At 66.1% G+C, this 23,575-nt stretch carries 19 protein-coding genes; 8 read left to right on the top strand and 11 right to left on the bottom strand.

Features of this window, described 5'->3' with window-relative positions; translation table 11 throughout:
* Nucleotides 1–132 precede the first annotated feature (132 nt).
* Both ASG63_RS20820 and ASG63_RS20815 read left to right on the top strand, forming a co-directional pair.
* Nucleotides 133–1,407: a glycosyltransferase family 4 protein gene (locus tag ASG63_RS20820; protein ID WP_056221133.1), complete on the top strand. Its 1,275-nt coding sequence runs from the start codon at nt 133–135 to the stop codon at nt 1,405–1,407.
* A gap of 213 nt (nt 1,408–1,620) precedes the next feature.
* On the top strand, nt 1,621–1,803 hold the full coding sequence (locus tag ASG63_RS20815; RefSeq protein WP_056221130.1) for a hypothetical protein: 183 nt from the start codon (nt 1,621–1,623) through the stop codon (nt 1,801–1,803).
* Nucleotides 1,804–1,886: 83 nt separating this feature from the next.
* On the opposite strand, the gene ASG63_RS20810 is transcribed toward ASG63_RS20815, so the two are convergent.
* Together ASG63_RS20810 and ASG63_RS20805 are read right to left on the bottom strand one after the other, a co-directional pair.
* On the bottom strand, nt 1,887–3,569 hold the full coding sequence (locus ASG63_RS20810) for an acyl-CoA dehydrogenase family protein (RefSeq protein WP_056221126.1): 1,683 nt from the start codon (nt 3,567–3,569) through the stop codon (nt 1,887–1,889).
* A 213-nt stretch (nt 3,570–3,782) separates the two neighbouring features.
* On the bottom strand, nt 3,783–4,655 hold the full coding sequence (locus tag ASG63_RS20805) for a DMT family transporter (RefSeq protein ID WP_056221310.1): 873 nt from the start codon (nt 4,653–4,655) through the stop codon (nt 3,783–3,785).
* A 140-nt stretch (nt 4,656–4,795) separates the two neighbouring features.
* Between ASG63_RS20805 and ASG63_RS20800 the strand changes: the two genes are divergently transcribed.
* Together ASG63_RS20800 and ASG63_RS20795 are read left to right on the top strand one after the other, a co-directional pair.
* On the top strand, nt 4,796–5,680 hold the full coding sequence (locus tag ASG63_RS20800) for a YihY/virulence factor BrkB family protein (protein ID WP_056221123.1): 885 nt from the start codon (nt 4,796–4,798) through the stop codon (nt 5,678–5,680).
* 133 nt (nt 5,681–5,813) lie between these two features.
* Nucleotides 5,814–6,638 (top strand): transglutaminase-like domain-containing protein, encoded by an 825-nt coding sequence (locus ASG63_RS20795; protein ID WP_056221119.1) that lies wholly within the window; start codon nt 5,814–5,816, stop codon nt 6,636–6,638.
* Between the two features lie 170 nt (nt 6,639–6,808).
* On the opposite strand, the gene ASG63_RS20790 is transcribed toward ASG63_RS20795, so the two are convergent.
* A complete protein-coding gene (locus tag ASG63_RS20790) occupies nt 6,809–8,584 on the bottom strand; it encodes a glucan ABC transporter ATP-binding protein/ permease (protein ID WP_056221115.1) in 1,776 nt (591 codons plus the stop codon).
* A gap of 248 nt (nt 8,585–8,832) precedes the next feature.
* Here ASG63_RS20790 and ASG63_RS20785 point away from each other — a divergent pair, with 248 nt between their 5' ends.
* Both ASG63_RS20785 and ASG63_RS20780 read left to right on the top strand, forming a co-directional pair.
* Nucleotides 8,833–9,606 carry a motility protein A gene (locus ASG63_RS20785; protein WP_056221112.1) on the top strand — a complete coding sequence of 258 codons (774 nt, stop codon included), beginning with the start codon at nt 8,833–8,835 and terminating at the stop codon, nt 9,604–9,606.
* Nucleotides 9,607–9,639: 33 nt separating this feature from the next.
* Entirely contained in the window at nt 9,640–10,473 is an 834-nt protein-coding gene (locus ASG63_RS20780; RefSeq protein ID WP_056221110.1) for an OmpA/MotB family protein, read from the top strand.
* A 199-nt stretch (nt 10,474–10,672) separates the two neighbouring features.
* Here the strand turns inward: ASG63_RS20780 and ASG63_RS20775 are convergent, their stop codons facing one another.
* Nucleotides 10,673–11,140: a CAP domain-containing protein gene (locus ASG63_RS20775; protein ID WP_056221107.1), complete on the bottom strand. Its 468-nt coding sequence runs from the start codon at nt 11,138–11,140 to the stop codon at nt 10,673–10,675.
* A 63-nt stretch (nt 11,141–11,203) separates the two neighbouring features.
* Nucleotides 11,204–13,876 (bottom strand): DUF3772 domain-containing protein, encoded by a 2,673-nt coding sequence (locus tag ASG63_RS20770; RefSeq protein WP_082559436.1) that lies wholly within the window; start codon nt 13,874–13,876, stop codon nt 11,204–11,206.
* 576 nt (nt 13,877–14,452) lie between these two features.
* On the opposite strand from ASG63_RS20770, the gene ASG63_RS20765 reads away from it, so the two are divergent.
* Nucleotides 14,453–15,001: an HNH endonuclease gene (locus tag ASG63_RS20765; RefSeq protein ID WP_055950293.1), complete on the top strand. Its 549-nt coding sequence runs from the start codon at nt 14,453–14,455 to the stop codon at nt 14,999–15,001.
* Nucleotides 15,002–15,348: 347 nt separating this feature from the next.
* Here ASG63_RS20765 and ASG63_RS20760 read toward each other — a convergent pair whose 3' ends face one another.
* From ASG63_RS20760 to ASG63_RS20750, 3 genes are all read right to left on the bottom strand, one after another.
* Entirely contained in the window at nt 15,349–16,269 is a 921-nt protein-coding gene (locus ASG63_RS20760) for an outer membrane protein (protein WP_056221104.1), read from the bottom strand.
* 148 nt (nt 16,270–16,417) lie between these two features.
* A complete protein-coding gene (locus tag ASG63_RS20755; RefSeq protein ID WP_056221101.1) occupies nt 16,418–17,272 on the bottom strand; it encodes an outer membrane protein in 855 nt (284 codons plus the stop codon).
* A 256-nt stretch (nt 17,273–17,528) separates the two neighbouring features.
* Nucleotides 17,529–18,398, bottom strand: coding sequence for an outer membrane protein (locus tag ASG63_RS20750; protein WP_056221099.1), 870 nt, complete (start codon nt 18,396–18,398; stop codon nt 17,529–17,531).
* A gap of 239 nt (nt 18,399–18,637) precedes the next feature.
* Here ASG63_RS20750 and ASG63_RS20745 point away from each other — a divergent pair, with 239 nt between their 5' ends.
* A complete protein-coding gene (locus ASG63_RS20745; RefSeq protein ID WP_244479989.1) occupies nt 18,638–18,940 on the top strand; it encodes an MmcQ/YjbR family DNA-binding protein in 303 nt (100 codons plus the stop codon).
* Between the two features lie 64 nt (nt 18,941–19,004).
* Here ASG63_RS20745 and glmM read toward each other — a convergent pair whose 3' ends face one another.
* From glmM to tilS, 3 genes are all read right to left on the bottom strand, one after another.
* Nucleotides 19,005–20,348 (bottom strand): phosphoglucosamine mutase, encoded by a 1,344-nt coding sequence (gene glmM / locus ASG63_RS20740; protein WP_056221091.1) that lies wholly within the window; start codon nt 20,346–20,348, stop codon nt 19,005–19,007.
* A gap of 238 nt (nt 20,349–20,586) precedes the next feature.
* Entirely contained in the window at nt 20,587–22,503 is a 1,917-nt protein-coding gene (gene ftsH / locus ASG63_RS20735) for an ATP-dependent zinc metalloprotease FtsH (RefSeq protein WP_056221088.1), read from the bottom strand.
* A gap of 159 nt (nt 22,504–22,662) precedes the next feature.
* The gene (gene tilS / locus ASG63_RS20730; protein WP_082559435.1) at nt 22,663–23,562 is read right to left on the bottom strand and encodes a tRNA lysidine(34) synthetase TilS; all 900 of its coding nucleotides are present in this window, start codon (nt 23,560–23,562) and stop codon (nt 22,663–22,665) included.
* Nucleotides 23,563–23,575: the final 13 nt, after the last annotated feature.

The raw sequence follows: 23,575 nt of genomic DNA, 5'->3' as shown, positions 1-23,575 counted from the left end.
AGACTGTGCCGATGCCTGAGGAATTCGCAGCGGACGACCCGACGACCACCGCAAGAACCGGGATTTACCGGAGATCAACGTACGTTCGGTAAAGATCGGGGAAGACCTCGTCGCTGGCCGGGACAGTTCACCATGCACCTCGTCCTTGTCGTGGACCACGCCTTCATCAACGGCGGACAGGCCAAGGTGGCCCTGGATGCGGGGCTCGGGCTGCGTGCCCGCGGCCACAGCGTCACGGTGTTCGCCGCCGTCGGCCCCGCCGACCCTCGCCTGGAGGCGGCCGGCATCCGCGTGGTCTGCCTCGGCCAGGACGACATCGGCACGACCCGGAACAAGCTCGCCTTCGCCGCGCAGGCGATCTGGAACCGTCCGGCCGCCCGGCGCCTGGCGGAGGAACTGCGCGGTCTCGACCCGCGCGACACCGTGGTCCACGTCCACGCCTTCGCCAAGGCGCTCTCGCCCTCGATCGGGCGCAGCTTCGCGGCGTCCGGACTGGCGCTGCTCTATACGATGCACGAGTTCTTCCTCGTGTGCCCGAACGGCGGCTTCTACGAGTATCCGGCCGCCCGGATCTGCCACCGCACGCCGATGTCCCCGGGCTGCCTGACCACGAACTGCGACGCCCGCAGCTACCCGCGCAAGCTCCTGCGGGTGGTGCGCCACCTCGCTCTCGAGCACGTGGCCGGCCTGAAGGCCCTGTTCCCGCACATCGTCACCCTCAGCGCCCTGCAGGAACGGGTCGTCGCCCCCCATCTGCCGAGCGCGACCCGCTTCCACAGGGTCGACAACCCGATCGCGGTGGCCAACGCGCCCCTTCGCTCCGGGGCGCCGGGCGATTTCCTCTTCGTCGGGCGCATCTCCACCGAGAAGGGGGCGCCGATCTTCGCCGAGGCGGCCCGCCGCGCCGGCGTTCGCCCGGTCTTCGTCGGGGACGGGCCGGCCCGCGCCGACCTCGCGGCGCGCTATCCCGAGGCCGTGATGCTGGGCTGGCGCGACGAGGCCGGCGTCCAGGCCCTGATGCGGCAGGCCCGCGCCCTCGTCTTTCCGAGCGTCTGGTACGAGGGACAGCCCCTCACGGTCTACGAGGCCCTCGCCTGCGGCGCGCCGGTGATCGTCAGCGACGCCTGTGCCGGCCGGGAGGCGGTGGAGGACGGCGAGACCGGCTTCTGGTTCCGCTCCGGCGACCCGGACTCGCTCGCCGCGCATCTCGTGCGACTCTCCGACGACGGCCTCGCCGAGCGCATGAGCCGGGCGGCCTACGAGCGCTACTGGGCGGCACCGCTGACGTCGGATGCGCATCTCGACCGGCTGATGCAGGTCTACGACTTCGTCCTGCGCGAGGCCCGAACCGCGGGCGCGCCGGCCGGCCGCGTCGCCACGCGCTCTCAGCTTCCGGCCGTATCCTGAGACAGCGGCCGAGATCCATCGACCGCGATGGAATGGCCCGGATGACGGATGTCCGGAACCGGGTTGGGCGTTTGGGCCGGCCTGTCGACCCTTGGGTGGACCGATCCGGTCATCGGGCCCGGATCCCCCAATGGAAACCCCACGCGCGCCCGGCGTTGTTTCGGACGACGTGCCGAAGAAGGCGCTGAATCCCCGAACCGAAGGAGTGCCCGCATGGCCGATCACCAGAAGACACCGGAGAGCGACACGATCTCCACCACGGGCCAGGCCGCCCCGAAGGGGTCGGATAAGAACCGCCCCGAGAACCAGAAGGGCGAACTCGACGCGCGCCTCGACGAGGCGCTGGAGGAGACCTTCCCGTCGAGCGATCCCGTCTCGGTGAAGGTGACCAAGTAGCGCGACCTCGACGACACCCTCTGTGAATACCGGAACGCCGGGGCGATCGGATCTCCCGGCGTTCCGGCGTCGGAGTGCGAGGCTCAGGCGGCTTCGAGCAGGCGGCGGGCGATGACCTGGGCCTGGATCTCGGCGGCACCCTCGAAGATCGAGAGGATGCGGGCGTCGCAGAGCACGCGGCTCACGGCGTATTCGAGCGCAAAGCCGTTGCCGCCATGGATCTGCAGAGCGTTGTCGGCCGCCGCCCAGGCCACGCGGGCGCCCAGAAGCTTGGCCATGCCGGCCTCGAGATCGCAGCGCTTGCCCTCATCCTTCTCGCGAGCCGAGAAATACGTCAGCTGGCGGGCGATGTTGATCTCCACGGCCATCATGGCGATCTTGTCGGCCACGCGGGGGAAGTTGATCAGAGCCTTGCCGAACTGCACCCGGTCCTCGGCGTAGCGCAGACCAAGGTCGAGGGCGTTCTGCGCCACGCCGATGGCGCGAGCCGCCGTCTGGATGCGCGCGGATTCAAAGGTCTGCATGAGCTGGGCGAAGCCCTTGCCCTCGACCTCGCCGAGGAGGTTGCCGGCAGGGACCTCGAAGTTGTCGAAGGCGAGTTCGTACTCCTTCATGCCGCGGTAGCCGAGCACATGGATCTCGCCACCGGACAAGCCCTGGACCGGGAACGGCTCGGCGTCGGTGCCGCGCGGCTTCTCGGCGATGAGGAGCGACAGACCCTTGTGGCCCTTCTCCTCTGGCTTGGTGCGCACGAGACAGGTCATGATGTCGGCGCGCACGGGGTGCGTGATCCAGGTCTTGTTGCCCGAGATCTTCCAGACGTCGCCGTCCTTGACCGCCTTGGTGCGCAGGCTCGCGAGATCGGAGCCCGTGTTCGGCTCGGTGAACACGGCGGTCGGCAGGGTGTCGCCCGAGGCGATGCCGGGCAGGAAGCGATGCTTCTGCTCTTCGGTGCCGCCGCACAGGATCAGCTCGGCGGCGATCTCCGAGCGGGTGCCGAGGGAGCCGACGCCGATATAGGCGCGCGACAACTCCTCGGAGACCACGCACATGGAGATCTTCGGCAGGCCCATGCCGCCGTACTCCTCCGGGATCGTCAGTCCGAAGACGCCGAGCTCGGCCATCTTGGTGACGATCTCCATCGGGATGTAGGCGTTCTGGCTGTGCCACTCGTGCGCGTGCGGCACGACCTCGGCGAGGCCGAAGCGACGCATCTCGGAGCGGATCGCCTCCATGTCCTCGTCGAGACCGGACTTGCCGATGGTGGCCGAGCCGCCGTTGTCGCGGATCCGGGCCACGAGGGCGGCCCGGTTCTCGGGGGTGTTGCCCTCGGCGATCAGGGTCTCGACCGCCTCGGTGCGGAACTTGGCGACTTCGCGCGTGCCAAGGCCGAGGGAGCCTGTCGGCCGCACCATCTCGCCCTGGCTCATCGGAATGCCCGAGAACATCTGGTCGAGGTACTCGCCGAGACCGATCCGGACGAGGAGGCTCTCGGTCTCGCCGAACTCTCCAGTCTCCGTCAGACGCTGCGCGTACGCGCCGAGCTCACGCACGCCCTCGGCATAGGTCGCGATCCAGGCGAGACCATGCGTGGCGTGCTGCTGGGTCTCCATCTTCTCGGCCGAGATCTTGCCCTCGTCCGACAGGATCGTGGCGCGCACGCGCCGCGTGGCCTCGGCGACGAGACCCTTCGCGGCCTCGGCGGCCTCACGGGCCAAAGTCACGAGATCCTGCGGTTCAGTCGAGACGACGGGAGAGGCTGACATGGCAAACTCGCTGGCAAAGGAACGATACTTTGCAGTCCATTATAGGCAGGTTTGTCACGGCTGTAGAGGCGTCTCGCCGCACTGCGGCACTATCCCGCCTGAATTCATTATCCGTGGGCGTGAAAAACCCTTATTTCTCTTTGCTAACCAAGGGATGATGAATTTTATTGAGACGCTTCTCAAAGAAAAAGTCATCGCCTTACCGGCGGGGGCTCATCCGCGACTGGCTAGAGCGACACCGAGGGTAGCGATGGCCATGCCACCCATCTGGACCGGCGCGAGCGACTCTCCGAACAGGAGGTACGCCATGACGGCCGAGACCGGCGGTACCAGGAATAACAGCGACGCGACACCCGCCACGGCGCCGCGCTTAATCAGCATCAGAAGCAGGAGGATGCCACCGACGGAGTTGACGAGGACCGACCAGGCAAGGCCGAGCCAGAGGGGCGTGGAAGCATCGAATCCACCCGTTCCGAACAGGAGGGCGATTGGAACGGCAAGGAGTACAGCGCCCGCGAACTGAATGGCGGCATTGCTGAGGAGATCCGCACCAGCCCCATGTCGCTTCTGCCAGAGGGTTCCGCCCGTCATCGCCACCATTGCGCAAAGGCAGGCAGTCAGGGCCGGAACCGGGATGCCGGAAGGATCCGAGGCGCCGATCTTCGGTGCCAGGACGAGAAGCGCACCGGAAAAGCCGATGCCGATACCGAGCCAGCGCCGCCGGCTCACGGACTCCCCAAGGACGCGACCTGCCAGGCTCGCGGTCAACAGGGGCTGCAGGCTGCCGACAAGGGCAGCGATGCCGGACGGCAAGCCATGCTGCACCGACCAGAACACGCCGATGACGTAAACCCCCTGCATCAGCACGCCGGCGAACGCGGCATGGAGCCAGCCGGTGCGGCCGCGCGGCCAGCGGGCTCGGAGCAGGAGCGCCAGGGTCGCCAGCACCAGCGCGACGGCAGCGACCCGGATCGCCACGAAGGTGAAGGCCTCGGCATGGGGAGCCACGAAGCGGGCCGCGACGAAGCCCGTCGCCCAGATCAGAACGAACAGGGCGGGGACAAGGAACGGAACGGGCGCGGGCATGATGGTGGCCACGCATCACAGGGTCGCGATAAATTCAAGCGGGTAGGGCGCCGCCTCGCGCACGGCACGTTGCGCGAACCGGTCGCGTGACGTTTAGAAGACACGCCCGCCTGCCCCGTTCGAGGACGAACCCCCGCCCCGTGAGACGTTTCCGCAAACCTTTCGAGATCGCAGGCGTCGCCGCCCAGCGTTTCGTCGCCCATGACGGCTGGGCCATCGCCAGCCACATCGCCCTTTCCAGCCTGACCGCGCTGTTTCCGTTTCTGATCCTGCTCGCCGCCCTGGCTGGTCTGTTCGGCACGAAGTCGCTCGCCGACGAGGCCAGCGTCCTCATCTTCGATGCCTGGCCGCGCGAAGTGGCCAAGCCCATCGTCAATGAGGTGCACCGGGTGCTGACCGAGCAGCGCGGAGGCGTGCTGACACTGGGTGCCTTGCTGGCGCTGTACTTCTCCTCCTCTGGCGTCGAGAGCCTGCGGGTCGGGTTGAATCGTGCCTACGGCCTGCGCGAGGTGCGGCCCTGGTGGCTGACGCGTCTCGAATCCATCGGCTATGTCGTCTGCGGCGCCTTCGCCATGCTGGCCTTCGCCCTCCTGGTGGTGCTTGGCCCCCTGATCTGGCGCAAAGTCATCAACGTGGCGCCGGGGCTCGAGCCCCTCAGCCTGACCGTCGCGATCGGACGGATCGGAATCACGGCCTTCCTGCTCCTCACCGTACTCGTGATCGCTCATAAGTTTGTCGCGACAGGGCGCCGCTCCGTCCTGGCGGTGGTCCCCGGAATCGCGGTGACCTTGCTGCTGTGGTTCCTGGCCGGCCTCGGTTTCGGCTACTACCTCGACCGCTTCTCCAACGCCTACGCCTCCACTTATGGCGGCCTCGCCACCGCGATGGTGTTTCTGGTCTTCCTGTATTGGCTGGCCGCGATGTTCCTGTTCGGTGGCGAGATCAATGGCACCGTCATTGCAGCGCGACGCGTGCGGCTTCAGGCGCGGATGCAGGAGAAGCAGGCCCGGGCTCGGGGGCTCTGAGTCTGTACTGCTTCATCTGCGCGCAGGGCGCGCGATGACATCCGCCTGTGACCCTGGCGGCCTAGTGTCCCGGTTCGGGCACGGGCAGTGATGGCGCAAGCGGCGGCGCGGCGGCCGGCCCGGGGGAGCTTCGATGCGGATCAGGTTCGGTTGCGAGATGGGCTATGATTTTCCGCAGCCGACGCCCGTCATCGCCCGCCTGAACTCCTATCCGGTGAACGGCTTGGCTGCCGTACCGCCGGACGTGCTCACCCTCGATCCACCGCTGCCCCTGCGCACCTTCCGCGATGTCTTCGGCAATCGGACCGTGCGCTTCATGGCTCCCGCCGGTGCCCTGACCCTGAGCGTGCATGCGGAGACGGAGGACGACGGCGCCCTCGATCCGGTGGTGCCGGAAGCCGAGGAGCACGCGGTTGAGGATCTGCCGGAAGAGGCGCTGCCGTTCCTCGTGGCGAGCCGCTACTGCGAATCCGATCTCCTCTCGAGCGAGGCCTGGCGGCTGTTCGGGGACCTCGAGCCCGGCTGGTCGCGGGTGCAGGCGATCTGCGACTACGTCCACGGACACATCACCTTCGGCTATGGGTATGCCCACGTCGACCGCACCGCTGCCGATGCCTTCGCAAGTCGGCGCGGCGTGTGTCGCGACTATGCTCACCTGTTCGTCGCCTTCTGCCGGGCCCTGAATATCCCAACCCGCTACTGCACCGGCTATCTCAGCTTCATCGGCGAGCCCGAGCCGCATGCCCCGGGGGACTTCGCCGCCTGGACGGAGGTCTATCTCGGTGGCGCCTGGCACGTCTTCGACCCGCGCAACAATGCTCCGCGCCGAGGCCGGATCCTGGTGGCCCGTGGGCGCGATGCGGCGGACGTGCCCCTGACCCATACCTTCGGACCGAACCGCCTGACGAAGTTCCGGGTTTGGGCGGAGGACGGCGCGACGTCCGCCGCGGCGGATTGATCGCCTGCACCTGAAGACGCCGCATCGAGCGGGACGCGGATACCGTTCAGACGCAAGCGCAGCGTGAAGCCATAACTTTCAGGGTGCCGTCTAAGTCCTTGGCAAGAAAACCAAAAGCCCTTGTCCAAGAACCGGCGAGGGCTTTTGGTTGTCGATTTGCGCTGCGCGGATCACGCCGCGAGCGGCATGCCTTGCGGCTCGGACCCCGCCATGAACTGGGCTCGCGCGAGATCGGCGAAGCGTCCGTTCTGAGCGACGAGCTCGTCGAAACTGCCCGATTCGACGATCCGGCCCTCATGAAAGACGAGGATGCGGTCGGCGTTACGGATCGTCGCCAGGCGGTGGGCGATGACGAAGGTGGTGCGACCTTCCATCACGGCCTCCAGGGCACCCTGCAGCTTGCGCTCAGTGGTGGCATCGAGGGCCGAGGTGGCTTCGTCGAGGATCAGCACCGGCGGGTTCTTGAGGAGCGCGCGGGCGATGGAGAGGCGCTGGCGCTCGCCGCCGGAGAGCGAGCGTCCGCGCTCGCCGATCACCGTATCGAGGCCGTCGGCTTGGCGGGCCATGAACTCGGTGGCCTGAGCCCGCTCCAGGGCGTCGAGCATCTCGGCATCGGTGGCGTCCGGGCGGCCGACCTGCAGGTTCTCGCGGATCGAGCGGGCGAACAGCATCGGCTCTTGGAACACAACACCGATGTTGTGGCGCAGGCTGGACAGTCCGATGTCGCGGATATCGCTGCCGTCGATGCGGATGGCGCCGTGGTCCGGGTCGAAGGCGCGGTGCAGAAGGCCGAGCGTGGTCGACTTGCCCGAACCGGTGGTGCCGACCAGGGCGATCGTCTCGCCGGCCTGGGCTATGAAGGAAACATCTTCCAATGCCTTGCGGCGAGCGTTGTACGAGAAGCCGACGCCTTCAAAAGCGACCTCACCGTCGAAGCGCGTGACGTGCTGGGCACCCGGACGGTCGTGGACCGCTGGTGTGGTGTCCAGGATTTCGAAGAACTCGTCGATCTTGGGCATCTGCTGGAACAGGCCGTTGATGCAGGTCGCAACCTGGTCGAGGCGCGAGACCAGCATGGTCGCGAGGCTCATGAAGGCCACGACCTCGCCGACGCTCGCCTGACCGTGCTGGTGCAGGGCGATGCCGGTGATGAAGATCGCCGTCATGGTCAGGGTCGCGGAGGCGCGGGTGGCAACGTTGGCGAGCGCCCACCAGGACAGAACCGGGATCTGCGCGGCGAGCAGGTTGCGGATGATGTCGTGCATCGCGTCCTTCTCGGCCTTGGCACGGGTAAAGGATTGGATGACGGCGACGTTACCCAGCGCGTCCGAAGCGTGCTCGGCCAGGCCCGACTGGTAGGCCTCGACCCGGCCCTGCAGGGTCTCGGTACGACGCATGACCATCGTGGTCAGGGTCGTGAAGGCCAGCACGAGCACAACCAGGATCGAGCCGAGCTGCCAGTTCACGAACAGGGTCATCGGCAGGAGGACGATCAGGGAGACGAAGGCCACGAAGTGATCGCGGAAAAAGCCGAGCCAGAGCCAGAACATGCCGTTTGAGCCCTCCAGCATCGCCTTCAGGACGCGACCGGAATGGTTCGAGGAGTGGAAGGCGAGCGGCAGCTCGAGCACGTGCTCGAAGTAGTTGGCCATGGCGGTCAAACGGTTGCGGTGGGCCAGCCGGTCCGCGTGCAGGGCGATCGTCACGCCGGCCGCGATGGTGAACAGGCCGAAGGCCACCCAAGCGCCAATCAGGGGCGCCAGCGTCGTGAAGGCGTTGGTGCTGCTCTTGAGGTGGGTGAGCTGGTCGATGATGCGGCCCATCAGAAGCGGCTCGGCGAACGCCGCCACCGCCAGGGCCACATTGGCGCAGGCCAGGACCGCCGCCAGACGGCGGTCGGAGCCCAGAAGACCCATGACCCGTACGTAAAGACGAACCAACGACATGATACCGTGTGCTCCGATCCCTGACCGGGTTGCGCGAACGCGTCCCGGCGGAGGCCGCCAAATCCTTGGCGTTGCGTGCCTTATGCGGAGCGCTCCCTGAACGGTGCATGACGCGAACCCCTCGGGTTTGGCCAGAGTCCGGCGGTGTTTTTTACGGTTCGTTCAACCTGAATCCATAACGGTGGGGACGGCGCCTCGTCGTGCGGCGCCAACGCGGCATGCGGGCAGCCGCTCAGGCTCGAGTGATCATGGATCTCGCAACCGGTATCGGCCTCGTCGGCGGCTTCGCCGTCGTCTTCGTCCTGATCATGATCGACGGCGGCAACTTTGCCGCCTATTTCGACAAGCACGCCGTCATCGTCATCTTTGGCGGCGCCACCGCCGCGACGATGATGCGCTTCCCCTTCTCGACGATGATGCACGGGCTCCCGATGGGCCTGCGCTACGCCTTCTCGATGCGCGCCATCAAGCCACGCGACCTCATCGAGGAGATCACCAAGATAGCCGACGTGGTGCGGAAGTCCGGCCCGATGGCCTTGGAAAACATGGAGATCTCCGATCCCTTCCTGGCCCAAGGGGCACGCTACATCGCTGATGGCTATGACCGCGAGTTCATCCGGGACACCATGGAGCGCGACCGCGACAACTTCCTCATGCACCTCGACGAAGGCTCGAAGATCTACCGCGCCTTCGGCGACTGCGCCCCGGCCTGGGGCATGATCGGAACCATCCTCGGCATGGTGACGATGTTCGCCAACATGTCGGACCCCTCGAAGCTGGGCCCGGCTATGGCGACTGCCCTCCTCGCCACCCTCTACGGCGCCCTGATCGCCAACATGATCACCCTGCCGCTCGCCGACAAACTCCACGTGAAGCTGGAGGAGGAGGATGTGTCGCGCTCGCTTATCATCGACGGCATCCTGCTCATCCGCGACGCCAAGAGCTCCTCCCTGGTGCGCGAGATGCTCATCGCCTACCTCCCGCACAACCACCGCGACGAACTTGTGGCCGAGCCGGCGTGATGGCGCGCACCCGCATCACGCGCGACGGCGCCGATGGCTAAGAAGAAGCGCGGCGGCGCGCATGGCGGCCACGGCTGGTTCGTGACCTTCGCCGACCTGATGGCGCTTCTCATGAGCTTCTTCGTGATGATCGCCGCCTATTCGACCCAGGACCAGAAGAAGATGCAGGCGGTGGCCGGCTCCATGCGCGACGCGTTCGGCGTCAACAAGGAGTCGCGCTTTGCTGGCATCATCGAGAAGGACGGCCTCGCCCACGCCGACAAGGTCAAGTACAAGCGCGACATTCCCCCTGACCTTGCCTCCGATCACACCACCCCGCCCGCGGTCGACGGCAACGTTGACGAGGGTATGCCGGACAAGGGCTACCCGGACGGCGCCGGTCTCGCGGCAGCGAGCCTGCGTCAGGCGTTGCAGGACATGCCCGAGGTCGCCGAGCTGTCGAAGAACATCATCGTCGCCCCCTCGCAACGCGGGATCGACGTGTCGATCGTCGACCAAGATGGCACCTCGATGTTCCCCGATGGATCGAGTCGACCCAATGCCCGTACCCGACGCCTCTTGGAGCGGATCGCCGGGACCTTGCGCAAGATGCCTAATCGCATCGCCATCACGGGCTACACTGCGACGGAGAGACCCGGAACGCGACCTCTCGCTCCGCCTTGGGAGCTTTCGGCCAATCGCGCGATCAGCGTGCGCGAGATCCTGGCCGGCAGCGGCGTACCCGATGACCGTTTCGCATCCGTGACCGGGAAAGCCGATACGGAGCCGCTGTTTCCGGACAATCCCTACCTCCCGGCCAATCGCCGGGTGACGGTGACGCTCCTCAGCGAAACGTCACCGACGCCTCGCATGAAGAACTTTCCCTGAGCCGCCGAGCCTGCGCCTCGTGCACCGTCCGGCCTGACGGCTGGCTCGATCGAGAGGCGTTATCGGCAACGGAAAAGTTTTTCTCGCCCAGCCATCCGGGGAGGCCTCTCTCCCCCGACCCCCCGGAAAACGCGCTCGCAGTCTGACGTCCGGTGGCTGTGCCAGCTTCCGTCCGGGACAAGCTATTTCTGGATAAAGCCTACTGTGCCAATAGGAGGGCCCAATAGACCTTGTACTTCGATCCTGGTGCGTAGGCGGTGGCGATGCCCATACGCTGCACACCGGGCGCAAGCATCGCTGCGTTGTGTGCCGGACTGTCGCGCCACCCGGAGAACGCCTCGGCCAAGGTGTGATACCCGGCCGACAGGTTGGCCTCTGCTGACTCGAAGCCGAGCCGCTCGACCGCATTCTTGACGGTCTGGGCCCGGCTCGGTCGATCGGCGGCGGCCATGGAGGCCGCCTCCGCCTCCGCCAGCTTCTGCAAGTCAGGATCAAGGCGCAGGGGCCCTGCGCCGTTTCGCGCGCGGTAGGCCGAGATCATGTCACGTGCAGTCGCCGTATCGACCTGCGCCGACTGCGTCGTCATCGGCCAGTAGAGGCTGGGAAGCGTAGAATTTACAGGCTCCGGGGTAGCGCAGCCGGTGAGCAGAGCCAGACCGCCGGCCATCACGCCGGCTCCGAAAATCAGTACCGTTCTCCGCCCCACGCCTCGGTCTCCCTACGCACCGTGTCAGCTCCCCGCGCGCCGCCTCCCCGCCTCCGCGGAGCGCATCGGCTCGGCCTCGTCGAGCCGGTCCTCAACGCGCTGCGGCGCGGTTTGGTCTCCGGAGCGTTGCGGTTGGGCGAACGCGCTGGCGATCTGCCCTACGGCGCTCTGGAAAGAATCCAAGCCTTGCACCGTGACCACGCTGGACCCCGGCCCGAGGGCGGGGATCATTCCAGCCTGCGACAAGGTCTGAAAGACCGTAAGGTTCAAATCGTTCTGCACTTTCAGGCCAAGACTGACGTCGACGATCATGACGATCAGCTCGAATTCCAGGAAGGGATCGCCGATCTTGCGGAAGACGACGCGGGGCGGCGGTTCCTTGAGCACGTCCGGTTGGGCTTGAGCGCAGCCCATCAGGAGTTCGGCCGCGTGAACGGGGTCCTGGTTGCGCAAAACGCTGACCGTGATGCTGACGCGGCCGGTCCGATCGCCACGGACCCGGTTCTTCACAATACCGGAGATCAGGTTCGAGTTCGGCACTATCACAGCCGAGCGGTCGAAGGTCTGAATCTCGGTGGAACGCACCGAGATGCGTTTCACGATGCCTTCGCTGTCTCCGATCAGGACCTGATCGCCGACGCGGATCGGGCGCTCCCAGAGAAGAAGCAGGCCTGAGACGAAATTGTTGACGATAGATTGGAGACCGAAGCCGATACCGACCGAGAGGGCACCGGCCACGATGGTGAGTTTCTCCAGGCTCAGGCCCAGGTAGGAGAAGGCCAGCGCCAGGGTTAGTAGGAAGCCGATATAGCCCGCGATCGTCGAGATCGAATTGCGCAGGCCTGCGTCGAGGTCGGTGGCCGGCAGGTAGGTCTGTTCGAGCCAGCGCTGGATCGCCCGCGTCACCGCCATGCCGAGGAGCAGGAGACCGATGGCGAGCGCGATCGTGGAGAGCGAGATCGTGACGTCGCCGACCTTGAAGCCGAAGAAAGCGCTGCGAACCGAGCTGAACACGTCGGTCGAGTCGAGGCCCCAGGGCGCCAGGGCAAGCAGCGCGGCCACGAGGACCAGTACCACTCGCGCGAGGCCGGTCGCCAGCACGGCGATCTGATTGATCGAGCGCTTGCGCAAGCCGGTATTGGCCTGGAGCGCGGTGGCGATCTTGGTGTCATCGCAGAGCGTCCCCCCGATGAAGGTGTCGGCGCTGGAGATCAGCAGGAACAGCAGGACGAAGAGCCCCGCCGTCCAGACGAGCTGGTCGATGACGAAGGCCGCGAAGGCCACGTAGCCGACGAGGGGGGCGATGGCGATGACAACCACCGCCGCCCAGCCGAGAAGCCGCGCCGGGCCGCCGATCCCGGTGGTCGCCTCCGGCGCCACGTAGGGGCCGAAACACGCCTCCTCCTGCTCGGCCGAATCGGCGAAGCGATGCAGTCCGATGGCGAGGATCAGCGCTGTGGCGAGCGCGCCGATGCCGCGCGTGGCGATGGAGATGGGCAGCGCCGCCGAGATCCCCGAGTTCAGGGCCTCGATCGACTTGACCACTGTGATGACGATGGCGATGCCGACGGCCAGACGGGTCACCCGCGCAGCGGCGGCGTCGCTCATGGTCGCGACGCGCCAGGACGGCTTGTCGGGTGAGAGCAGCGCGTCGGCCAGGGCCTCCACGAAGGCGATGAAGGCGAGGCCACCCAGGATGGCGCCCGCCACCGGCAACAGGCGCAGGGGCAGGAGATCGGTGGCATCGAGGGCGTAATAGACCGCGTAGCTGCCGATGAACGCCGGGATGGTGCCGAGGAGGAACACGCGCCAGGCCGCGAGGAGCTTCCGGCGCTGCGAGGGGTCGACGGCCTTGGCATCGCGCCGGCCGAGGCGTGGGGCGATGTTGCGACGCCCGAAATACAGGGCGATCGAGATACCGAAGGCGATCCCGAGCAGCAGCAGGTTTCCGATGGTGCCGTTGCGGGCGAACAGGGCCGCCGTATCCTCCACAGCGCCTTGCAAGGCGCGTCCGTCGCGTGGGATGTCGGCCGCGATCCTCATCCACAGGTCGGGATTCACGAGGGCGGTCGATCGCTCGAACAGGCCGCGAGTGAAGGCCGCGCGACGGCGGTTCGAGACCTGATCGACGATCTGGTCACTCTGGACCAGGAGGGAGCGGGCAAGTCGCTGGGTCTCGTCGATCTCCGCAACGGCGTGCTCGCGCTCCGTCCGCTCGCGCGCCACGTCCTCGCCCTCCTCACCGTCCTTCGGCTTCGGACCGAGCTGTGTCAGCCGCTCGCGGGCCGCATCGAGGCGCGGGGTGGTGATGTCGATGACGTGACGGATCTTGTCCGCGATCACCTCGATGCCTTCGCGGGCGCGGGTCAGGTCGCCGCTCCCGATATTCGGTCCGGTGAGGATTTTTTCGCGCTGCTCCAAATCCGCCTTGGCGCTGTCGAGCTGGTCGCGGACGTTTTGGATCTGCTCCGAAACGGCCGGCTTCGGGGCCGCCGCTTTGGGGGCCGGCTTGCTATCTGCGGGGGCTGCTGGCGCAGGGGCCGGGGCAGCCTTCGTCGGGGCCGCGGCGGGCGCCGCCGTGGGCGTGCCCTGCCCGACTGCGCCCGCAGGAGCCAGGACGAGGACACCCAGCCAAGCGGCGATCAGTGCCGCACCTCGGGTGCCTCGGGTCGTCTGGCCTCTCGGGATACCGCCCATGATGATCCTTTCGCGCTGCGCCGTCGCGCGGTTCTGGCGCGCTGTCGCGCCTCGCCTCGTTGGGCCACTGGCAACCCACATGCCCAAACCGGACGGGTAGAACCTGCACGACTCGGAAGCACGGGGAGCGACCGGAAACCGCCCCATCGCCGAGCAATGGGGCGAAAGGCTGACGGTGCGGCAGATACAGGCAGCCGGTCGGTACGGATCGCCGATCCGTGGGCGCGACCTCGTGGAGAGCGGGGGTGACCTTCACAAGCGTGTCACGCTGATATTAGACTAAATCCCGATGGACTTGGCCTTTTCGTTCCCGTGCGAGGAGGTGGCGACGACCATCTGCGCCGATGTGCGTCGCCACGAACCGGGCGTTCTCGCCCGATGCGACGGCTTTTGGCCAATGCCTGGCTATCCCGCCCCTCCTCGGCGCTTGTCGAGCGGCTGGGCCCTACCCCCATTTCCGCCTGCGCCACGACGCTCCGGGACGCGGAGATGTTTGATCTTTCACCAACCTGGGACGATGCGCCCACCGACCTCCGCGCGTTGTCCCTCTGTTGACCCGTCGAGAGGGTAGCGCCGATGCTGGATCTTCAAACGCTCGTACTGAATGCGGATTATCGGCCGCTCTCTTATAATCCGCTCTCCTTGTGGTGCTGGAAGGATGCCTTCACCGCATTGTTCCTTGATCGAGTCACGCTGGTGGCCAGCTACGACGTCGAGGCTCGGTCCCCGTCTCGCTCGCTGCGCGTGCCCAGCGTCGTTGCCCTGAAGAGCTATGTGACGCTGGCACGTAGCCCGGCCTTTACCCGCTACAACATCTACCTGCGAGACACTTTTTCCTGTCAGTATTGCGGCCTGCGCCTTCCGGCGGGTGGCCTAACCTTCGACCATGTCGTGCCCCGGTCCCGCGGCGGCCTGTCGAGCTGGGAGAACGTCGTCGCGGCCTGTTCCCCCTGCAATCTGCGCAAGGCCAATCGCACCCCGGCAGAGGCGGACATGCCTCTGCTCCACGAGCCGCACCGGCCGACACGGCACGAGCTGCACCGCCGCCAGCCGGAGTTCGATCACCGGGAGTATCACCACACTTGGCTCGATTATCTCTACTGGGACACCGAGTTGGAGACCTGAGTGCGGTCAGAGCGCCTGGAAGCGCGGCGGAGGCTCATTGTAGAGCGGTAGTGCGAGAGAGCGCGGCACGCGACGGACGGGAATCAGGACGACCGGGCGTCGCGGGGCAACGTAGACCGGATCCCGGTAGGCGATGTGCGGCGGGAGGAGCGGGCGCCGGTCGCCCCGGCCGGGTTCACCGCCTGCGTGAGCGGGCGCTGCTCCTACGAACGAGGCCGCAGCGCTCGCGAACAAGGCCGCGGCGCTGCCGAGTAAAATGTGGCGACGCATGAACGAACTCCCGGCGGCGGCGTGGTCGCCGCGCGGACGACCGTAAAAGAAAAGAGCGAGCGATCGCTTAAGGGCCTTCAGAATTTCACGGCGGCGCCGGCCCGCACGGTGCTGATGGCGATCCGGTTCGCGGCACTCTGCTGGAAGTCGTTGAGCATGACGTACTGATATTCGCCACGCAGGAGGATGTTGCTCGTCAGGGCGAACTCCAGGCCGCCACCAAGGACGAAGCCGCCCATGGTCTTGGTCTTGGCAGTGCGGACCACCTGGGTGGCCGGAGTTCCGGATTCCGGGTTGTTCGGGTCGAAGCCGTTCGCTGTGTAGCCGAAGTTCTTGACCGCCACGGGATTGCCCGTCGTCAGAGCTTGGTTGGCCTTGTAGGCGATCGTGTCGTAGCCGTAATCCTGAATCGCGACGGATTGCTCGGTATGGACCCGGCCGATGGCAAGGCCGCCCGTAACGTAGGGCAGGAAGTTCCCGAGCGCGTAGCCGCCGCGGGCGCGGATCGTGCCGTAATCCTCGATCCGCGCGGTCGCGGCACCGGTCAGCGAGACCGTCTCCAGGTAACCGTCGGATCCGACCTTGAACCGGCTGAGACTGTCCCGCGTCGAGGCTGTCCGGTCGAACCGCGTATAGTCGGCCTCAATGCCGATCACGGTCTCGTCGAACTGGTAGTTGAAGCCCGCGAAGGCGCCGTAGCTGGCCCCCTCCATATTGCCACCGCGGGACGCAAGCAGGCTGGAGGCGTTGAAGGTCGTTTCTGCGGTGGAGTAGCGCAAGGCGTTCGACACCAGCGGCGTGTAGGCGTTCTTGAAGCCGGCGGTCGCTGACGAGTACCCGCCGTGTCCACCGAAATAGACGCCGTTCCAGTCGATGATCTGGACTTCGGGTTCGTAGTCGGAGCCGCGCAGGATGCCGTAATCAAGGTCCGCGCCCCACGCCGGCACGACGATTCCGACAGTGAAACCGGTCAGGAGCGCGAGGGAAACGGTACGCATCGATGTCGTCCTCAGGGCGTGAGCCCGATGGGTCAGATGGCTGAGCCTATGGTTCGGTTTTACTTGAGTAACCTTAACGTTCCGTTGCCCTGTCCTTCGCGGGAACGGTAAGGAGCCCGGCGGCGAGGCGCTCGCCGGGCCGGGTCCCTTATTCGTAGGGATTTCGGTTCCAGCTCGCACCGGGGAGGCCGGGGAGGCTCGCCGGACCGCCAGCGAAGCGGTAGCGCAGGCCGACGCGGACCTCATGCGAGGCGAGGTCCTTCAGGCGCGAATCGAAGCCGTAGGTGTCGAGCCCTGTCTTGGCGCGGCCGAGATCGACGTAGCGATAGCTGGTGTCGAGGCTCAGGCCGGCGCCGATCTCGTAGGACACGCCGCCTGTGAGGGCCCAGGCCAAGGAAGCGACCGAGCGGCTCGGGCGCCGCACAACGTCGCGCAAGCCGGTGCCCGCATTGCCGTCGCAGGCTTCCAGGATGCAGGTCGTCTGGGTGTAGGCCTTGCCGAGATGCTTGTCGGCGAAGCCGATGCCCCCGCCAATATAGGGCGTCAGGCCCCACCAGGTCCCGAGGTCGGCATAGATGTTCACCAATCCCGTGAGGACGTCGAGCTGAGCGGATTCGATGTTGTAGCCCGTCACGAAGCCCGAGCCCGACGAATAGGCGCTGTAGCGGGCGGGCATCCGCTGATCGATCGTGGCGTCCACGCGCAGCCAGTTGTTGATGCGGTAGCCGACGCCGCCGCCATAGCCGGGAACCGTCTCGAGATTCAGGCGCGTGAGGGGATTGAGGGGGCTTCCGTCGGCCGGCGCTGGGGTCGCATCATGGGGACGGGCATAATCGCTGACCGTCGCGTCGACCCGGAGGTACCACCCCTCCCCGATGGCGACCGGGGCGGGTGGCGGTGGTGGCAGGGGGCGAAGATCCGCCGCCGAGGCGGTGGGCGCCAGCCCTAGAGCAGCGAGCATCAGCCCGAAGGCCGTGACGAACCGGAACGTGGATGCGGCCATGACCCTCTCGAACGCTGAACGATTTGAAGCGATCGAAGGCGCGCGCGGCACGCCTCGGATCACGCAACGCCGCACCGTAGAACAGAACCGTTAGAGAGGACTTAACCCTAACGCTTTGTCGCGACGGGGTTTTTGATGATCGCCGACGCCCGGAAACGGACGAAGGCCGAGGACGCGGCATCCCGCGTCCTCGGCCTTCGGATCAATCCGGTCTCTGTCCCCGCTGGGGGGAGCCCCCCGGCAGGGCACGCCTCCGTCAGTATTTGCGAATCAACGGGGCCGGCTCGGGCTGATACTCGGCGACTGCAGGGGCGACGATGCCACCGAGCAGCCAGCGCATGCCGATCCGGACGTCGTGGGAGGTGACCTCCTTCACCTTGTAGACCGCGCCGCCGCAATCCTGGTTGATGCAGTTCACGACACCCGAGCGCACGTCACCCAGATTGAGGTAGCGATAGCCGAGTTCCAGCTTCAAATTGGGCGTCACGCTGTAGCCGAGACCGGCCATAGCCGACCAGGCCAGCGTGTTCGAATGTTTGTCCTTAGCGAATCCATACCCGCCGGTCGCGTTGCCGAAGCCGCGATCGTTGAATCCGGAAAAGTCGTGGAACGCAGTGCCGACGCCGCCGCCGACGAAGGGCGTCACGCCATACCAGGTGCCGAGATCGATGTAGCCGTTCGCCATTACGACGACGGACGCCAAGTTGGCCTGATACGCGTTGACCCCGCGGCACCCATCCGAGCGGCAATCCGCTCCATAGCTGTCCTGGAAGGTCAGCTTGCCTCCGCCGCGGTACTCGGCCGTGATATCGCCGTGGAAGTAAGCGCCGAACTGATAGCCGACACCGCCGCCGGCGAAGAATTGGCTTTCGATGGCCTTCTGGTCGTATCGGTACCCGTCCGGAAGCGATCCCTTCAGGACCGTGGTCGAGATGGCGCCCACGCTGGCTGCGCCAACGCCGACGTCGCCGCGCAGGTACCAGCCGCCGCCGATCTCAACGGGCGGGGGCAGCGGCTCGGGCGGCAGGGGCGGAAGCAGATCCGCCGCTTGGGCGAGGCAGGGCGCTGCCACGCTCGCAAAGAGCGTGATCGAGCGCGCCAAGGCAGACAGCTTGGTGCGGCGCATCGGATGTCCTTCAATCGACCGTGTGCCGGAAGCCTGAAATACCGGCGGGATGACGGGGACATCATGGGATCCAAGAGTTAAATCGGATTTAACGTTAAATGTTATCCTTGCGGATGCGTTGACGGCTGTCACACAACGCTTGGTCCGTCATTACGGCGGAATGCACGCTCGTTTTGAGTAGAAATTTAAGCGACAGGGAAACACTGCCCGTGCCCAGCAGACCAGAGGATGTTCGCCGCTTGGCCGGGGCACTTCCTGAAGTAACCGAGGGGGCGCACAACGGACACCCGGACTTTCGGGTTCTTGGGCGGATCTTCGCGACGCTGTGGGTGGAAGAGGAACGGTTGGTTCTGCGCCTCTCGCGAACGCTGCAGGCCGAATGGATCGAGGCCGAGCCCGATCTTTTCGAAGCGGTGGACGGCGCTTGGGGTCGGCGCGGCTGGACTTGTCTCACCCTTTGGAAGGCGGATGAGGACATGCTGGCCGCAGCTCTCCTGGCCGCCTGGCGAGAGGTCGCACCTGCGGCTTACGATCAGATCTAAGGTCTCGCATCTCGAACGGGCCAAAGCATCTGTGCCGAGCCGTTTTAGTCAAACCCGAGCGAATTCACGCCGCAGCTCTGGCAACAGCCTCGACTACATCATCCACCACCTCCGTGACGAGGCCCCGGTCGTCCCCTTCGGCCATCACACGGATCACCGTCTCGGTGCCCGACGGGCGGATCACCAGGCGGCCGGAATTGCCGAGGCGCTCACGCGCCTGAGCAATTGCCGTGACGACCGAATCCGCACTCAGCGGCTGGCCGGACCGGTAGCGTACGTTCTTGAGGATTTGGGGCAGCGGCTCGAAGCAGTGGCAGACTTCGCTGACCGGACGCTCCTGACGCTTCACGACGCTGAGCAACTGCAAAGCCGCCACGAGGCCATCGCCGGTGGTGGCGTAATCCGACATGATGATGTGTCCGGACTGCTCGCCGCCGAGATTGTAGCCGTGCTCCCGCATGTGTTCGAGCACGTAGCGGTCCCCCACCGCGGTGCGCGCCAGATTCAGACCGATACCACCTAGGAAGCGCTCCAGGCCCAGGTTCGACATGATCGTGGCGACCAGCCCCGGCTGCGTTAGGCGGTCATCCTCCTTCCATGACCGGGCGATCACGGCCATCAGCTGATCGCCGTCGACGGACTGGCCCTTCTCATCGATGATAAGGACCCGGTCTGCGTCGCCATCCAAGGCGATGCCGATATCAGCGCGCAGCTCCCGAACCTTGGCCGCAAGCGCAGCCGGCGCGGTTGAACCGACGTCACGGTTGATATTGAAGCCGTCTGGCTCCACACCGATGGCGATCACTTCGGCACCCAACTCCCAGAGGGTTTCGGGTGCCACTCGGTAGGCGGCGCCGTTCGCGCAATCCACGACGATGCGCAGGCCGTCAAGGGTGACGTTGCGCGGCAGGGAGCGCTTGGCGAATTCGATGTAGCGGGCGTGCACGCTCTCGATGCGCTTGGCACGTCCAAGGTCCCGCGAACCTGCCAGACGCTTATGCAGTTCGCCGTCGATCAGTGCCTCGATCTCCCGCTCGACATCGTCACTGAGCTTGAAGCCGTCGGGCCCGAACAGCTTGATGCCGTTGTCCTCGAAAGGATTGTGCGAGGCCGAGATCATCACGCCGATATCGGCGCGCATGGATCGGGTGAGCATCGCCACGGCCGGGGTTGGCATCGGCCCGAGTTGGAGTACGTCCATGCCCATCGATGTGAAGCCGGCAATCAGGGCGGTTTCAATCATGTAGCCCGAAAGACGCGTATCCTTGCCGATCACGACTCGATGGCGGTAATCGCCGCGCTGGAAGATCAAGCCTGCCGCCTGACCGACCTTCAGGGCGAGTTCCGGCGTGATGACGCCGTTGGCCCGTCCCCGGATACCATCCGTGCCGAAATACTTGCGCGACATGCTTTTCGCGTCCCGTCTGCTGTTCTCGCGTGTAGGGGAACTGAGTCCGCCTTCAGACGCAATGCTCCGACTGACCGCCGGTGATGATGCTTCGGCATTAGGTTCACCCATGGGATGAAAATCCGGTTGCCGGATCCCGCCCTTGAAGACCAAATCCATCGTATCGTTAGGACGGCCTTGATACGAACGAGCCCGCCGGTGGCGGGCTCGTGATGTCAGATGTGGCTTATCTCAGGTCTCAAGCCTGTGGCTGAGGCTCCAGTCCATCACTGCCGCGTGGACGGCCACGGCCGGCAGATGGAACGGATGAGCCGCGCAGCGTGGTCGGTCCATCGCCCGCGTCCCGGATTGGAGGTTTGCCCGCGATGAGGTTCTTGATCTCGTCACCGGACAGGGTTTCGTATTCGAGGAGACCCTGAGCCAATGCCTCCAGATCGTCCTTGTGCTCACCGAGGATGCGGCGCGCCTCTTCAAGGCCGGTTTCCACGAGGCGGCGAACTTCTGCGTCGATCTTCTGAGCGGTCGCCTCCGAGACCGTCTGCTGACGACCCATCGACATGCCCAGGAAGACCTCGTCGTTGTTCTCTCCGTAGGCCACGGTACCAAGCTCTGGCGAGAAGCCCCAGCGGGTCACCATCATGCGGGCAAGACGGGTCGCCTGCTCGATGTCGGACTGTGCACCCGAGGTCACCTTGTCGGCGCCGAAGGTCATCTCCTCGGCGATGCGTCCGCCCATCATGATGGCGAGGCGCGAGGTCATCTGTTCGAAGGACATCGAGAGCTTGTCGCGCTCGGGCAACTGCATGACCATGCCCAGTGCCCGGCCGCGCGGGATGATCGTAGCCTTGTGGACAGGGTCCGTCGCCGGGACGTTGAAGGCCACGATGGCGTGGCCGCCCTCGTGATAGGCGGTCAGCCGCTTCTCGTCCTCGGTCATGACCAGGGTGCGCCTCTCGGCACCCATCATCACCTTGTCCTTGGCATCCTCGAACTCGTGCATCGTGACGATGCGCTTGCCGCGCCGCGCGGCGAGCAGGGCCGACTCGTTGACGAGGTTCATCAGGTCGGCGCCCGAGAAGCCGGGGGTGCCGCGCGCGATGACCTTCAGGTCGACGTCCGGCGCCAGGGGCACCTTGCGGACGTGGACGCGCAGGATGCGCTCACGGCCGACGACGTCGGGATTCGGCACCATGATCTGGCGGTCGAAGCGGCCCGGACGCAGCAGGGCGGGGTCGAGCACGTCGGGACGGTTGGTCGCCGCGATGATAATCACGCCCTCGTTGGCCTCGAAGCCGTCCATCTCCACGAGGAGCTGGTTCAGGGTCTGCTCGCGCTCGTCGTTGCCGCCGCCGAGGCCGGCGCCACGATGGCGGCCGACCGCGTCGATCTCGTCGATGAAGATGATGCATGGGGCGTTCTTCTTGGCCTGCTCGAACATGTCGCGCACGCGCGAGGCACCGACACCGACGAACATCTCGACGAAGTCGGAGCCGGAGATCGTGAAGAATGGCACGTTGGCCTCGCCCGCGACCGCCCGGGCGATCAGGGTCTTACCCGTGCCGGGGGGGCCGACGAGAAGCACGCCGCGCGGGATGCGGCCGCCCAGGCGCTGGAACTTCTGCGGGTCGCGCAGGAACTCCACGATCTCCTGCAGGTCCTCCTTGGCTTCCTCGACGCCGGCGACGTCGTCGAAGCTTACACGGCCAGAGGCCTCGGTGAGAAGCTTGGCCTTCGACTTGCCGAAGCCCATTGCGCGCCCTGCCCCGGACTGCATCTGCCGGGAGAGAAAGATCCAGGCGCCGATGAACACGAGGATCGGCAGCCAGCTCACGAGCAGCTGAATGAACCATGGCGTGTTGTCGGATGGGGGACGAGCGGTGATCTGCACGCCCTTGCTTTGCAGCTTGGACACGAGGCTCGGGTCGTTGGGGGCATAGGACGTAAAGTTGCCGCCGCCGACATAGGTGCCGCTGACATCCTGCCCGGAGATCACAACCGTCTGAATCTTACCGGAATCGGCATCATTCAGGAGCTGGCTGTAGGCGATCTCGGAACCGCCACCACGATGACCCGGGTTCTGAAACAGGGTCACAAGGGCGAGCACGAGCAGGAAGATGACGACCCACAAGGCGAAGTTGCGGAAATTCGGGTTCATCGATCAATCCCTGGAGGCATCGGGGCCCGCCGCGCGAATTGGGGCGGGTCGCTCCTGACGCTCCCCGCCAATGTAGGCAGCGAGTCCCCCCTTGCCAAGTCGAAGGGGAGGCCGTGCCATGGCCATGCCGCCGCGGCAAGGCCGCATCGGATGGGAGGGTTACGAAGATTTCCTTCCCCGGCGCAGTGGCGCCGAGGTCAGCACCAGATCCCCTGCCCGCGTCACTTCGAACAATATCCCACGCAGAGTCCGGCGTACCGGAATCCCCTCATGTAGGGCGGGTCGAAGGTCATCCAGAACGAGGGCTTCGAGCCGTTCCAGCCGCTCCGGGCTATCGGGCTTCATCTGCTCCGCCGCGAGGCTCGCAACACGAAGAAGTACGGCGTCCGGCAGGAAGCGGAGATGGGGACCGTCCAGGTGGATGCCGGGGCGGCACTCCGGCCGGAGTGCCGTCACGAAAGCGATCCGCGCCGCTTCCGTCAAGGCCGCGTCGTCACGAGCGCAGCGCGCCGCGAGACGGCAGAGCCGATCCGGACTCAGACCTTTGCGGGTGAGGTCCGGTATGAGCCGGCGCAGGCGTGCTCGGGCGAAGCGTTCGTCGTCGTTGGATGGGTCGCGCACGAAGGCGAAGTGCCGGCGCTCGCAATAGTCCACGAGTTGAGCCTTCGCGATTTTCAGGAAGGGCCGTGCCAGTCTGATGGAAGGTGTCAGGGATCGCTCGGTGCGCATACCCGCGAGGCCTGCCGGCCCGCTCCCCGCCAGAAGACGCATCAGAACGGTCTCGGCCTGATCGTCCCGGGTGTGCCCGGTGAGCACGAGGCCGGCACCGATGGTTTCGGCATGGGTGGCAAGGAGAGCGTAACGCGCGATGCGGGCGGCCTCCTGAAGCCCCCGCGACGGCTTTGGTCCGGTCCAGGCCAAGGTTCGGTGGGGGAGACCGACAGCTTCGGCGAGGCTGGCGACCGCCGCGGCTTCCACGCCCGCTTCAGGCCGAAGGTTGTGATCGACCGTGGCGACGTGGACGGTCGCCGCAGGATCGACGGCTGCCGCTGCAGCCATCAACGCGGTCGAG

Source organism: Methylobacterium sp. Leaf94, from assembly GCF_001426045.1.
In the GTDB taxonomy this organism is placed as follows: domain Bacteria; phylum Pseudomonadota; class Alphaproteobacteria; order Rhizobiales; family Beijerinckiaceae; genus Methylobacterium.
This window is presented reverse-complemented; position numbering and strand designations above follow the sequence as displayed.